The sequence below is a fragment of the Arthrobacter sp. EM1 genome, assembly GCF_029964055.1.
Taxonomy (GTDB): Bacteria; Actinomycetota; Actinomycetes; order Actinomycetales; family Micrococcaceae; genus Arthrobacter.
Genome location: NZ_CP124836.1, coordinates 2,283,047 through 2,297,038, shown reverse-complemented (window position 1 = coordinate 2,297,038; position 13,992 = coordinate 2,283,047). Strand labels below are relative to the sequence as shown.

Here is a 13,992-nt window from a genome sequence, read left to right as displayed (position 1 = left end):
TGGTGTCGCTAAGCTGGACGCATGAGTTTTGACCCGGCGTCGTACGTCTTCAGCCAGCCTTCCGAACCGACAGCGATCCGTGCCTCCACAGTGCTTCCCGCCCACCGGGAGAACGTGGAGCTCATCACCGGCGACGGACACCGGCTCGTCGGCGAACTCGCGCTCCCCGAGTCCGGTGCGGTGAAGGCCACCCTGATCACCCTGCATCCGTTGCCGACGCACGGCGGGTTTATGGACTCGCACATCTACCGGAAAGCCTCCTACCGCCTTCCAGCCCTGGCCGGAATTGCAGTGCTCCGGTTCAACACCCGCGGCACCGGCTCGCCGAGGGGAACCAGCGAGGGCCAATTTGAGGAGGGCATCGGCGAACGCCTGGACGTCGAAGCCGCCGTGAAGTTCGCCGTGGACCGTGGCCTGCCGAACCGCTGGCTCGTGGGCTGGTCCTTTGGTACGGAGCTCGCGCTGATGTACGGGGCATCCGAACCGGTGGCCTCCGGGGTGGCCGGCGCCATCCTGCTCTCGCCGCCCCTGCACCGGGCCACGGAGGTTCACCTGAAGGAATGGGCGGCAGCCGGCAAACCGCTTAAGGTGCTGGTCCCCGCACTTGACGACTATCTCCAGCCGGTCGAGGCCGCGGAGCGTTTCGCAGTGGTGCCGCAGGCCCGCGTTATCGGCGTGGACGGTGCCAAGCACCTGTGGGTGGGGGAAAAATACGCCGGCCGGGTGCTTAACGAGATTGTCGACGAGGTGTTGCCGGGGGCAACTGCCACCCGGCTGCCGGAGGAATGGGACGGCCCGTTGGCCACGGCGCACGCCTAAGTGCACACCGGAGCCCGCCGGGCAGGTTGATGGTCGCGCACCCTTGGGTTAGTGCTTGTCCTGACGGACGATAAAAATTTCCTTGACCAGGAGCATGATGGCCGCGGCGGTGGGGATCGCTATCAGTGCACCGAGCACACCGAGGAGGCTGCCGCCGGCGATCACCGAGATGACTGCCACGGCACCGGGCACTGCCACGGCCTTTTGCATAATACGCGGGGAGATAAAGTAGGCCTCGAACTGCAGGTAGGCGAAGTAGCAGATGGCGTAGACCACTGCAGTCTGCCAGCCCGCGGTGAGCGCAATCAGCGTGACGATCACCCCGGCAATCAAGCCTCCGACCAGGGGAATGAACGCCAGCAGCGCCACCACAAAGGCCAGCAGCACGGCGAAAGGGACGCCAACGATGGACATCACGATGAATGAGTAGGCGGCGTTCAGGAGGGCGACGACCGCCTGCCCGATCACATAGTTGCCCACCGATCCGGTGATTTCCTCAGACAGGGCTTCCACCCTGGCCCGGCGGGACCGTGGAGCCAGGCGATAGCCCCATTTTTTCATCGCCGGCAGGGCAGCGAGGAAGTAGAGGCTGAGTACAAGGACGATCAGCGTCCCGAAGAGGCCGTTTGCCACAGTGGTGCCGAATCCGACGACGCCGCCAAAGATTCCACCCATCGCCTCCGGGTTGTTGACGAACTTCTCCAGCTCCTGGGTGATGCGTTCCCGCACCCCGTACTGGTTGTCGATGCTGCGGAAGAAGTCGGAGTTAATGAAGTCCGTGACCCAGCGCGGTGCTTCCTCGACGATTTGGGTGACCTGCTGGACGATGGTCGGGATGAGCGTGGCAAAAAAACCCGCAATGGCAAGGGCCAGGCTGGCCACGGCGATCACGATCCCGGCGGCGCGGGGGACCCTTTTCGTCTCAAGCCAGCGCACCACCGGATCCAGTCCCAAGGCGATAAAAAGCGCCGCCACGATCCACAGGAGCAGCTGTGTTGTGTTGGAACCGATCCAGTACACAAGCAGTGCCATGCCGACGCCGACAGTCCCCAGGAAGCCGACGTACAGGGGGTGCTGGGAGGACATTCGCGGCCCGGGATCGCCGAAGCGTGTGCTCGCCTCTGTCTCGGCCAGGATCTGGTCCTGCTCCGGGGGCATCTCGAAACGAAGCCGCGGTTGTGCTCCCGGAATGGGCTGGCGCAGGCGGTGGGCCAAGGAATTCAGCACCCCAGCGAGGGCGCTGCGGCGGGGGGAAACCAGTTCGTGCGCGGGCCCCGCCGTGCTGCCGGATTCCTGTTTTTCTTCCGGTCCTGAGGGGGACGAGTCCGTGTGTCCAGTCACTGCGTTGAAGCCCTTTATTGTCTGTATTTTCCCGGCGGAGAGGCGGTGCCGGCCCCGTGTGATGATCACCGCAAACACTATCAGCAGGCTTGTTAAGCGTGCGCTGGCGGCCGCTGCCGGCGCCTCCCCGGGGGTTGACAAAAAGTCCGATCTGACTCCGTGGTAACAAAACGGTTACTATTAAGGCAAAGCGTCCGCTGATGATGGGTAATATTTTGCGTTTCAAGACTGCAGTTGCACTAGTGCTGCTGGGCCTCCTGACACTACTGGCCGGCATCGGGCAGAAGACCTTCTGGGCTCCGGCCGAGACCGTGACCGCCACAGCACCCGCCGGTGCCACCGCCGCGCCGCTGACGGTCTTTGACGAAAAGCTTCGCACCCTGCACGCGGGCACGGTGACTATTAACGTCAAGGGCGAAGGCAGCTTCATCCTCGCGGCCGGCCGGCCCGACGATGTCGCGGCCTGGGTGGGCAAGACTGCCCACAACACCGTCTCCGGCGTTTCGGAGGACGGCAAGGACCTGCAGTTGACGCATGCCGACGGAGAATCCACCGCGCCGTCGCCGGCTGGCTCGGACCTGTGGGCCAGCACCGAAAACGCCAGCGGCGAGCTGAAGTACAACTGGACCCCGCCGGCGGACGGTGACTGGTCCTTGCTGCTGGCGGCCGATGGCACCAAACCGGCCCCCGGTTCGATCACCATCACCTTCCCGAATGACACGTCCACCCCCTGGGCCGTTCCCTTTATGGTTCTCGGGGGACTGCTTATTCTGGCCGGCGCCGCGCTGCTGGCACTCAGGCCCAGGACCGGCGGGCGCACCGGCAGCGACGGTGCCGGCGACAGCACGGGCCCCCGCGGCGCCATGGCCAAAGCCGCGGCACGCAAAGCCAATGCACGCAAAGATGCAGCGGAATCCGCCGGTGCCACCGGGGGCGTCCCCGTGATCGGTCCGTCCGCGGGTGATCCGGAGCGCACCGATCCGAAGGGCGGCGCCGAGCAGTTCACCGCCCGGCCGGTCCCGGTGGCGCAGCGGCTCAGGCGCAGCGCAGCCGCCGTCGCGCTGCTGACCGCCACCGCTGTCGCAGGCAGCGGCACGGCCGCCCAGGCTAGCCAGACGCCGTCCCCGTCGCCGAGCACTTCGGCCGCCGGCGGGCAGGCTTCGGGTCTGCCGGTCCTGCTCGATGTGCAGTTCCGCCGCATCCTTGAACAGGTCTCCAGTGCCGTCGACGCAGGAGACGCAGCCCGGGACGCCAGCCAGCTGGCGGCGCGGGTGGCCGGACCCGAGCTCGAGGTGCGCACCCAGAACTACAAGATCCGGTCCCAGGTTGGTTCGTACGAGGCCCGGATGCCGGTCCGTGCGACCAAGCTCCTGACCACTGTCGTCACCGAGCAGCGCGCCTGGCCGCGCTCTGTGATGGCCGTTACCCAGGGCGAGGGCAATGTTGTGCCGCAGTTGCTCACCCTGACCCAGGCCTCTCCGCGGGAGAACTACAAGCTGGTCCTAAGCACGCCGCTGCAACCGGGAACGACCTTCCCGGGAATTGCCCGCGGGGGCACCGAGACGCTTGCGCCCACGGATAAATCTGGTCTGCTGTACAGCGGTGAGGAAGCCCTGGCAGGGCTGGGCGACCGGCTGAACTCCGCCGATTCTTCGTTCAAGGACAAACTCACCGAGGGTGCTTCCTCGCCCTACATTGCTGACACGCTGGCATATCAGGGCGACGTAGTGAACTCCGGCGTTAACGGCACTTTCGCTTTCACCCACAAAGTGGTGCCCGAAAGCGTTGTGGTGTTCCGGACTGCCGACGGCGGTGCCTTGGCGCTGGGACGGCTGAACTTCGCTTTTGATGGCACACCCAAGGCCGCCGGGGACAAACTGACAATCGGAGATGACGCAGCGGCGTTGGCGGGCGGCAAAGAGACCAGCACCGGAATGGTGTTGAACTTTGCCGAGTCTGTGGCTGTTTTCATTCCGCCGGCAGGATCCCAGGACCCGATGAAACTCGTGGCCGCCACCCGTGGACTTGTGGGAGCCTCCTTCAAGTAGTCCGTGCCTGGCCGGGGCCGGGTCCTTTCGCCCGGACGGTGCGACCCGCGTCGCACCGTCCGGGGCCAATGTGGCTAGAGTGGAACCATGACTTCGCCAGTTTCCCGCCCGGTCCCGCCAGCTGCCGCCAACCCGCTCAGCCTGCGGGGCGCCGTCGACCTTTCCGCACTGAAACAGCGTCCCGCGCCGCCTGCCGCCGGATCACCACAGTTGCCCGGGGCCGCCGCCGGCGGCGAGGCGGAGCCCCCGGCCCGTCCGCTCCGGGTGGACATCACCGAAGCAAACTTCCAGGAACTCGTTGAGCTTTCGGCCCAGGTCCCGGTCGTCGTTGCACTCTGGGCTTCCTATTCGCCCGGTTCCGCTGACGTTGTGGACACGCTGGAACGGATCGTGGACAGCTACGAGGGCCAGCTGGTGCTCGGCGCCGCGGACGTCGAAGCATTCCCGCAGCTCGCCCAGGCGTTCCAGGTGCAGGCAGTGCCGACCGCCGTGGCGCTGGTCAAGGGCCAGCCGGTGCCCCTTTTCCAAGGCGGTGCAGAGGAACCACAGGTCCGCAGCCTGCTTGATGAGCTGCTTAAGGTCGCCGGTGCCAACGGCGTGGCCGGACGTGTCGGCGCTGGGGGAGCAGGAGCTGCCGAACCCGAAGCTGCGCCGCTGCCTCCGCTGCACCAGAAGGCGTTCGACGCGATCGAAGCCGGGGACTTCGCTGCGGCCGCCGAAGCGTACCGCCAGGCACTGCTGGAGATGCCGGCAGACTCCGAAGCCAAGACCGGACTGGCACAGGTGGGACTGATGGACCGGCTCCAGGTGCTTTCGTCCGCGGACACCGAGGCGCTGCGCCAGAAAGCCGCCGCCGGGCCGGATAACCTCGAGGCCCAACTTGAGGTGGCGGACCTGGACGTCGCAGGCGGTCATATCGAGGACGGCCTCGGTAGGATCGTGGCGTTCATCGGCAGGAATTTCGGCCCGGAGCGGGAAACTGCACGGATCAGGCTGCTGGAACTGTTCGATGTTGTGGGTCCGGCCGACGACCGCGTGGCGAAGGCGCGCCAAAACCTCGCTCGGGTGCTTTTCTGATGGCGTCGGCGCTTTTCACTCCGCTGGAACTCCGCTCCGTGACCCTGCAACACCGCGGCTGGGTATCTCCGATGTGCCAGTACAGCTGCGAGCCGGAAACCGGGGAAGGTGTCCCCAACGACTGGCACCTGATGCATCTGGGCGCGTTCGCCACCGGCGGGGCAGCCCTGATCCTCACCGAAGCGGCGGCCGTGAATGCCGCCGGCCGGATCAGCCCGCGTGATGCCGGCCTCTACAACGACGACCAGGCAGCGGCCTGGGAACGGATCACCTCCTTTGTGCACCGGCACGGCACGGCGGAGGCGAAAATCGGCACCCAGCTTGCGCATGCCGGCCGCAAGGCATCCTCCTACTGGCCGTTCTCCGGCCACACGGGAACGGTCCCGGCGGACGACGGCGGCTGGCCCACCGTGGGACCGGGCACCGGGGCTTTTGATGGCTACGAGTCACCTTCGGCGATGACTGAGACCGAAATCGACGCCGTCATCGCGGACTTCGCCGCGGCCGCCGTCCGGGCCGTCGGAGCCGGCTTCGACACCATCGAAATACATGGCGCCCACGGTTATCTGCTGCACCAGTTCCAGAGTCCGCTCATCAACGACCGCACCGATCGCTGGGGCGGCGACGAGGCTGGGCGAAACCGGCTGACCCTCGCGGTGATAGATGCCGTCCGCGCGGTCATTCCCGACTCCATGCCCCTACTGCTCCGGATCTCTGCCTCCGATTGGGCCGAAGGCGGCATCGACGTTGCGGATTCGGTCCGTCTGGCCAAGGCAGCCGCGGAGCATGGTGTGGATCTCGTGGATGTTTCCAGCGGCGGCGCCGTGGCACACCAGCAGATCAAGGCAGGGCCCGGCTACCAGACCGGTTTCGCCGCGCGCATCCGGCGCGAAACGGGAGTCCGGACCGGCACCGTTGGCCTGCTGACCTCCGCCGGCCAAGCCGAACATGCCGTGGCGACCGGACAGGCTGACGGCGTGTTCATCGCCCGGGCAGCATTGCGTGATCCGCACTGGTGGTTGCGGGCCGCGTTCGAACTTGGCGATAACCTGGCGTGGCCCCCGCAATACGAACGTGCCATTCCCCGTCATTCCTTCTAGGGACCCGCTGGCGGCCAAGATTACGCCTCTCGGAGGATCCCTTCCGGGTACCGGGGCAGCTAGCCTAGCGTTATGAGTCTTCCCGAACCACATCCGCACGGCACTGGACACCAGCCGGGGCAGGAGGTTCCGGCGCTGTCGCTGCGCGGGCTCGCCAAGCGCTTTGGCGATAAAATCGCCGTCGACGGTATCAGCCTGGATATTCCGGCAGGCTCCTTTTACGGTATCGTCGGCCCGAACGGAGCCGGTAAGACCACCACGCTGTCGATGGCTACCGGGCTGCTGCGGCCGGACTTCGGCACGGCGCTGGTGCACGGAGTGGATGTCTGGCAACGGCCGCTGACGGCCAAAAAACTCATGGGAATCCTCCCTGACGGTGTCCGGCTCTTTGACCGGCTGACCGGCGAACAGCTGGTGAGCTATGCCGGGCTGCTGCGCGGCATGGCCAAGGATGTGGTGTCCGCACGGGTCAAGGAACTGTTGGCTGCCCTGGATCTGGGGGCCGACGCGGGAACGCTGGTGGTTGACTACTCCGCCGGGATGACCAAAAAGATCGCCCTCGCCTCCGCGCTGATCCACGCGCCCCGGCTGCTGGTCCTCGACGAGCCGTTTGAGTCGGTGGATCCGGTGTCGGCCGCCAACATCCGCGACATCCTGGACCGGTATGTGGCGTCCGGGGGCACGGTGATTATCTCCAGCCACGTGATGGACCTGGTCCAGCGGATGTGTGACCACGTGGCCGTTGTCGCCGCCGGGCGGGTCCTTGCGGCCGGGACGGTGGACGCGGTCCGCGGCGGCGGATCCCTCGAGGACCGATTCGTCCAACTGGTCGGCGGCCGCAACCACACGGAGGGGCTGGAATGGTTGCGCACCTTCTAAGGCTCAAGCTGACCCTGCTGCGCAACAGCGTCCGGCGCAGTCCCTGGCAGCTGGTGGGCCTTGGCATCGGTGCCCTGTATGCGCTGGGGCTGGTGGCCTTGGGCGTCACTGCCCTGCTGCTGCTCCGCGGCGAGGACGTGCCCCTGGCGCAGACTGTTGTTGTGCTGGGCGGCTCCGCGGCGCTGCTGGGCTGGGCGCTCATCCCGGTTGCCGTCTCAGCCGCCGACATGACCCTGGACCCGGCACGATTCACCACCTTCGCCGTGCCGATGCCGGCGTTGCTGACCGGGCTTGCCCTGGGCGGGCTGATCGGAATCCCGGGAATTGCGACCACACTGTTGGCGCTTGGCACCGTCGGGACCTGGTCCCGGAGCCTCCCCGGCGCGGTGGGCGCCCTCATCGGTGCGGTGCTTGGCGTACTCAGCTGCATTGTGCTCTCCAAGGTGGCCACCACGGCCACGGCCGGGCTGGCAGGTTCCCGCCGGTTCAAGGACGCCAGCGCCGTCGTCTTCCTGATCCCGCTGGTCCTGATGGGCCCGATTGTGGCCAGTGTCGCCGGGGGCATCGCCGGTTCCGGGCAATTCCTGACCGGACTCGCCGGAACGCTCTCATGGACCCCGGCAGGTGCGGCGTGGTCCCTTGGCGGCGAACTCGCCGCGGGGAGCTATGGTGCCGCGGCGCTGAAGTTCCTGATCGCGCTGACCACACTCGCGGGACTGGCGCTGTGCTGGAAACTCCTGCTGCAGCGGGCCCTCGTGACGCCCCCGTATGCCGGCACCGCCAAGCAGCGCGCCGCAGGGCTGGGCTTCTTCGCCCTGTTCCCGGGTACCCCGACGGGAGCAATCGCGGCGCGGTGCCTGAGCTATTGGCTCCGCGACCCAAGGTACGCCGGCACTCTCGTGGTCGTGCCGCTGCTGCCGGTGCTGCTGCTGTTCCAGGCGACCCAGACCGGGGCCTACGGACTGCTGCTCTTTATCGGCCCACTGATTGCGTTCCTGCTCGCCTGGTCCATCTCAACGGATGTCTCCTATGACAGCACCGCCTTTGCCCTGCACCTTTCGACCGGAGTCAGGGGGAGCCACGACCGGCTTGGCCGCGCCCTGGCATGCCTGGTCTTCGCCCTGCCGACGGTGCTGGCGCTCAGCGCCCTGCCCTTCCTCTTCGGCGCCGACTGGACGCTGCTGCCCGGCGTGCTCGGGCTCTCCCTCGGGGTGCTGTTCAGCGGGCTGGGCCTGTCCTCGGTGGTGTCGGCACGCTACACCGTCGCGGTGCCGCTCCCCGGCGACAGCCCGTTCAAGAAGCCGCCGGGCAATATGGCGCAGGCGATGGCCGTGCAGTTCGGCGGCATGGGGGTGCTCCTGGTGCTGATGCTCCCCGAAGTCGCCCTGGTAGCGGCGCAATTAGTCACCGGCAGCACAGTTCCCGGCTGGATCAACCTGGTCCTGGGCCCGGTCCTGGGCGCGGCGTTGTTCGCCGCAGGAGTGCGGCTCGGTGGCAAATGGCTCGACGCGCGGGGGCCTGAACTGCTGGCCCAGCTCGCCGTCAACCGGTGAGGCGGGAGCCGCAGCCGGGACCCGAACAGCGGTGCCGATGCCGTCCCGTCGCACTGCCGTCACATCCAGCGGCTAAGATGGATGTTATGAACAGCATGACCGATCCTCTCGAAAACGACCCGATGCGCGAGCTCTCCGGAACCGGGACGTCGACGGCCACGATCGAGCGCGAGGAACTGCGCCAGGACGTTGAGCCCGGGGACCGGGAACGATTTTCGCACTACGTGCGCAAGGAAAAAATCATGGAGTCCGCGCTGTCCGGCGACCCCGTGATCGCCTTGTGCGGCAAAGTGTGGACACCGGGCCGCGATCCGAAGAAGTTCCCCGTCTGCCCCGAATGCAAAGAGGTCTACGAAGGCCTCCGTCCCGGCGGCGACGGCGGCGGCAAGGGCGACGGCGGCAAGTAGTCCGGCCGGGCAGCGCGGGACCGCGGCAGCATGTACCGCGTCCGGGAGTCCGGCCGCGCGTCGGGGTCCTGTCCGTCCGGCGAATGCTGCCCGGTCCCCGCTGGCCGGTAAGTACTGACGGTTCATCCGAAAAGATTGGTGTTTTTGTGTTTTATTGGGTTTTTCCGGCAGCGGCAGCAGTGCGCGAAATGGCGGGTCCCAGGTGACAGAGACACTCTTTGGCGGACCAGTGCTGCCCCCCGCGTATCCTGAGCGGGCAGCCTGGGGAACCGCGCCGAAGCTCCGCGCCTGGCAGCAGGAAGCCCTCGACAGCTACTTCACCTCTCAACCCAGGGACTTCCTTGCGGTTGCTACGCCCGGCGCCGGCAAAACGACCTTCGCGCTGCGGGTGGCATCCATGCTGATCGAGGCCAATATCGTCAACCGAGTCACGATCGTTGCGCCCACGGACCACTTGAAGCGGCAGTGGGCGGACGCCGCCGCCAAGGTGGGCATCGCCATTGATCCGAACTTTAAGAACGCCGACGGCCAGCACGGCCGGGGCTTCATCGGCGTGGCCGTCACCTACGCCCAGGTGGCGAGCAAGCCGATGCTGCACCGCGCCAAGACCGAGGCCGCACGCACGCTGGTGATCCTGGACGAAATCCACCACGGCGGCGAGGCGTTGTCGTGGGGGGACGGGCTCCGCGAAGCCTTCGAGCCCGCGGCACGCCGGCTCTCCCTGACGGGTACGCCGTTCCGGTCAGACACCTCGCCGATCCCCTTTGTGGAATACGCCGAGGACCGCGACGGGATCCGCCGCTCCAAAGCCGACTACACCTACGGCTACGGCAAGGCGCTCCGGGACCACGTGGTCCGTCCCGTGATGTTTATGGCCTACTCCGGGCAGATGCGCTGGCGCACAAGCGGCGGCGAGGAAATGGCGGCTTCCCTCGGCGAATCGGCAGTCACCAAGGACGTTACCTCCCAGGCCTGGCGGACGGCACTGAACCCAACAGGTGAATGGATTCCGGCGGTGCTGGCCGGGGCGGACAAACGCCTCAGTGAGGTACGCCGCACCGTTCCCGACGCCGGCGGGCTGGTAATCGCGACCGACCACGACGACGCGCGCGCCTACGCCGGGCAGCTGAAGAGGATCACCGGCGAATCGCCCACGGTCATCCTCTCCGACGACACCAAGGCCTCCAGCAAGATCGAGGAGTTCACGGCGAGCGAGAAGCGCTGGATGGTGGCCGTGCGGATGGTCTCCGAAGGTGTGGACGTCCCGCGGCTCTCCGTCGGTGTCTATGCCACATCCACCGCCACCCCGCTCTTCTTCGCCCAGGCCGTTGGACGTTTTGTCCGCGCCCGGAAACGCGGCGAGACGGCGTCGGTCTTCCTGCCTTCCGTGCCGCAACTGATGGCACTGGCGAACTCCATGGAGGCGGAGCGGGACCACGCCCTGGACCGTCCGGAGAAGGAGGACGGCGACGGCCTCTTCAACCCGGAGGACTCGCTGATGGACGAGGCGAACCGCGAGGAGAAAGCCTCCGATTCGTTGACCAAGGGCAAGTTTGAGGCGCTGGATTCGCAGGCCTCGTTTGACCGCGTACTGTTCGACGGCGGCGAGTTCGGCACCGGCGGCGAGGTGGGCTCGGAGGACGAACTGGACTTCCTGGGGATTCCGGGCCTGCTCGACGCCGAGCAGGTCGGCACGCTGCTGCGCCAGCGCCAGCACGATCAGCTCAACCGCAAAAACTCACGGTCTGCGCAGGGTGCGGCGTCCGCAGCACCGGTGCCCGCCATGCCGGACCACCGCATGCTGATGGACCTGCGCACCGAGCTGGCCAAGAACGTCGCGGCCTGGTCCGCGCGCACGGGCACCCCGCACGGCGTCGTCCACACCAAGCTCCGGACGGTGTGCGGGGGCCCGGCCGTGGCGCAGGCAAACGAGGAGCAACTGCAGACCCGGTTGCGGAAACTCCAGGACTGGTTTGTCGGCCGGAAGTAGCCGCTGACGGCATAAAAAAGGACCGGGCGACCCGGTCCTTTTTTGGTGGCCCTGGGCGGCCGCAGTCCTGCCGCTACTGGCCGCCGCCGGCGCAGAGCCCGCCGAGCGTCTGACCCGCAGCCGTGTAGCCGGCCTGCATGTCCTGCAGTTTGGCGGAATCCGGGTTTTCCTTCGCTGTCTCGTCCAGGTATTCGACGATGGATTGCAGCGGAGCCTTGATCTCCCCGCCCGCGGTGGCCTCGATGGGCCGGAGCCGGTTGGCCAGGCGGATCATCCCTGCCTTGTCCTCGGCGGAGGTTGGTCCGGCGCCGACGGACTGGACCCGGGCGCAGGACTCCTGGGTGGTGTCTTGGGGTGCCGAGCAGCCGGCAGCGCCGAGCAGTGCACCGGCAGCGATCAGGACGGTCAGGGTCTTTTTCATGTTCTACTCCGGATTTTTTACGGGTCAGGCGATATTGGCAGGGATTTCGAGTCTACTTCGAGGGCATGGGATTTTCTGTCAGCGCTCCGGCCGGTGGGACGCAAGGGTTCAGGCGATGTCCACGCCGCCGAGTTCCATTTCCGCGAACGAGTCCTCAAGATCCTCGGCAATGCCCACGGTCAGGCCCCGCAGGACCGTCACTGAGTATCCGGCCTGGACGCCGTCAAGTGCAGTCGCCTTAACGCAATGGTCGGTGGCGATTCCGACGACAACAAGATCTTCGACGTCGTGGCTTTGCAGCCAGTCGTCCAGCCCGATCGCGTCCTCGCCGGGGGTGGAATCGCTGCCTGAAAAGGACCCGGCGCCGTCGGCACCACCGGCAGCGTCCCCCGAAAGGGGCATGGCTCCGGGCTTCCGGTCTCCGGTGGGCACGGCATCGTCCGGGGCCAGGAGTCCTTCGAACCCCGAGTAGGCGGCGGTGAACTGGCCCTTGCGGAAATAGGCCTGGATGTATTCCGGATCCAGGTCCGGATGCAGTTCGGCACCGCGGGTTCCGGCCACGCAGTGCCTCGGCCAGCTGTCAACGAAGTCCGGGTCATCGGAGAAGTGCTCACCCGGGTCCACATGCCAGTCCTGGGTTGCCAGGATGTGGTCAAACTGTCCGTGGTGGGCGTCAACGTATTCGCTGATGGCACCGGCGAGCTCCGCCCCGCCGGTAACGGCAAGGGAGCCTCCTTCGCAAAAATCGTTCTGGACGTCGACGATGATCAGGGCGCGGGACATCAGTTCTCCTCGTAAATGGTCGGGATGGCCGCTTCGCCGCGTTGCAGCCGGTTGACGACAGCGGGAAGCTCCTTCATGGTGTCCGCGTGGCGCTGGCGGGCACGGAGCACACCTTCCGGGCCGGTCCAGCCAGGCATAAGTTCGCCGTTTTTGATGAACTGTTGGAGCAGGGGCCGGTCATTGCCGTCGTCGTCCGGGCGGTGGCCGACCCCGATAATTTCCTGCGTGGCGGTGCCGCGCTCGTTGAGCTTGCGCAGGGCGTACTTGCGCCCGCCCTTGCTGGTTTTGTTTTTTGCCGCCTTCGCGACGGCGACGAAGCTGCCGGTGTCGTCCGTGCGGCTCACCAGCTTGTAAACCATGCTGGCTGTCGGGGCACCGGACCCGGTCACGAGTGAGGTACCGACCCCATAGGAGTCCACCGGGGCGGACTGCAGGGCAGCGATGGCGAACTCGTCCAGGTCGGAGGTGACTATGATGCGGGTCCGCTCATTGCCCAGATCGTCCAGGAACTGCCGCACCCATTGGGCCTGCGCCACGAGGTCGCCGGAGTCCAGACGCACCGCCCCGAGTTCGTCGCCGGCCAGTTCGACGGCGGTGCGAACGGCCGCCTCGACATCGTAGGTGTCCACCAGGAGCGCAGTGCCTTTGCCCATGGAGGCGATCTGCGCCTCAAAGGCCTCGCGTTCGGTGTCGTGCAGGAGGGTAAAGGAATGCGCGGCGGTGCCGACGGTCTTGAGCCCGTAGCGCAGGCCCGCGGCCAGGTTGGAGGTGCTGTCGAAGCCGGCGATAATCGCGGCGCGGGCGGCGGCAACCGCGGATTCCTCCTGGGTCCGGCGCGAGCCCATCTCCACGCAGGGCCGGCCGCCGGCCGCGGTGATCATCCGCGAGGCCGCCGAAGCGATCGCGCTGTCGTGGTTGAGGATCGAGAGGATGTAGGTCTCCAGGATGCAGGCTTCGGCGAACGTGGATTCCACAATCAGGATGGGGGAGTTGGGGAAGTAGGCGTCACCCTCCGCGTAGCCCCAGATATCACCCGAGAACGAAAATCCCGCCAGGTAGTCCAGCGTCTCCTCGTTGACCACCTTCGTCCGGCGCAGGAAGTCGATCTCGGCGCCGCCGAAGCGGAAGTCGGCGATGCCCTCCAACAGCCTGCCGGTGCCGCCCACGATGCCGTAGCGGCGTCCGTCCGGCAGCCGCCGGGCAAAGGCCTCGAACACTGACCTGCGGTGGGCGGCGCCGGAATGCAAAGCGGCCTGGAGCATGGTCAGTTCGTAATGGTCGGTGTACAGGGACGTGCGGGGACGGCCCCAGCCAGCTGATGAACTCACGAATTCACTCTAGTCCCCACCGGCTCCCGCGTCTCGCTTCGCTTCGCCGCGGGGCCCTCGCCGGCGTGGGCCCACCCACCGGCTCCCGCGTCTCGCTTCGCTTCGCCGCGGGGCCCTCGCCGGCGTGGGCCCACCCACCGGCTCCCGCGTCTCGCTTCGCTTCGCCGCGGGGCCCTCGCCGGCGTGGGCCCACCCACCGGCTCCCGCGTCTCGCTTCGCTTCGCCGCGGGGCCCTCGCCGGCGTGG

General features: G+C 67.0%; 12 protein-coding genes. 8 read left to right on the top strand and 4 right to left on the bottom strand.

The window, feature by feature from the left end; all coding sequences use genetic code 11:
* Window positions 1–21 precede the first annotated feature (21 nt).
* Window positions 22–819 (top strand): alpha/beta fold hydrolase, encoded by a 798-nt coding sequence (locus QI450_RS10575; protein WP_226774468.1) that lies wholly within the window; start codon window positions 22–24, stop codon window positions 817–819.
* Window positions 820–867: 48 nt separating this feature from the next.
* Here the strand turns inward: QI450_RS10575 and QI450_RS10570 are convergent, their stop codons facing one another.
* Window positions 868–2,079, bottom strand: coding sequence for an AI-2E family transporter (locus tag QI450_RS10570; protein WP_226774492.1), 1,212 nt, complete (start codon window positions 2,077–2,079; stop codon window positions 868–870).
* A gap of 281 nt (window positions 2,080–2,360) precedes the next feature.
* Here QI450_RS10570 and QI450_RS10565 point away from each other — a divergent pair, with 281 nt between their 5' ends.
* The 7 genes from QI450_RS10565 (at window position 2,361) to QI450_RS10535 (ending at window position 11,214) form a co-directional block, all read left to right on the top strand.
* Window positions 2,361–4,208, top strand: coding sequence for a hypothetical protein (locus QI450_RS10565; protein ID WP_226774469.1), 1,848 nt, complete (start codon window positions 2,361–2,363; stop codon window positions 4,206–4,208).
* Window positions 4,209–4,295: 87 nt separating this feature from the next.
* Window positions 4,296–5,285: a tetratricopeptide repeat protein gene (locus QI450_RS10560; RefSeq protein WP_226774470.1), complete on the top strand. Its 990-nt coding sequence runs from the start codon at window positions 4,296–4,298 to the stop codon at window positions 5,283–5,285.
* Window positions 5,285–6,385, top strand: coding sequence for an NADH:flavin oxidoreductase/NADH oxidase (locus QI450_RS10555; protein ID WP_226774471.1), 1,101 nt, complete (start codon window positions 5,285–5,287; stop codon window positions 6,383–6,385). Before QI450_RS10560 ends, QI450_RS10555 begins: the two co-directional genes overlap by 1 nt.
* A gap of 72 nt (window positions 6,386–6,457) precedes the next feature.
* Window positions 6,458–7,264, top strand: coding sequence for an ABC transporter ATP-binding protein (locus QI450_RS10550; protein ID WP_226774472.1), 807 nt, complete (start codon window positions 6,458–6,460; stop codon window positions 7,262–7,264).
* Window positions 7,246–8,817 (top strand): transporter, encoded by a 1,572-nt coding sequence (locus QI450_RS10545; RefSeq protein ID WP_226774473.1) that lies wholly within the window; start codon window positions 7,246–7,248, stop codon window positions 8,815–8,817. The genes QI450_RS10550 and QI450_RS10545 overlap by 19 nt, the downstream gene beginning before the upstream one ends.
* A 77-nt stretch (window positions 8,818–8,894) precedes the next feature.
* Window positions 8,895–9,224 (top strand): DUF3039 domain-containing protein, encoded by a 330-nt coding sequence (locus QI450_RS10540; protein WP_226774474.1) that lies wholly within the window; start codon window positions 8,895–8,897, stop codon window positions 9,222–9,224.
* A 202-nt stretch (window positions 9,225–9,426) separates the two neighbouring features.
* Window positions 9,427–11,214 (top strand): DEAD/DEAH box helicase, encoded by a 1,788-nt coding sequence (locus QI450_RS10535; protein ID WP_226774475.1) that lies wholly within the window; start codon window positions 9,427–9,429, stop codon window positions 11,212–11,214.
* Between the two features lie 73 nt (window positions 11,215–11,287).
* Here QI450_RS10535 and QI450_RS10530 read toward each other — a convergent pair whose 3' ends face one another.
* The 3 genes from QI450_RS10530 to QI450_RS10520 form a co-directional block, all read right to left on the bottom strand.
* Entirely contained in the window at window positions 11,288–11,635 is a 348-nt protein-coding gene (locus QI450_RS10530; RefSeq protein WP_226774476.1) for a hypothetical protein, read from the bottom strand.
* Window positions 11,636–11,743: 108 nt separating this feature from the next.
* A complete protein-coding gene (locus tag QI450_RS10525; RefSeq protein ID WP_226774477.1) occupies window positions 11,744–12,418 on the bottom strand; it encodes an isochorismatase family protein in 675 nt (224 codons plus the stop codon).
* On the bottom strand, window positions 12,418–13,746 hold the full coding sequence (locus QI450_RS10520) for a nicotinate phosphoribosyltransferase (protein WP_226774478.1): 1,329 nt from the start codon (window positions 13,744–13,746) through the stop codon (window positions 12,418–12,420). Before QI450_RS10520 ends, QI450_RS10525 begins: the two co-directional genes overlap by 1 nt.
* Window positions 13,747–13,992 lie beyond the last annotated feature (246 nt).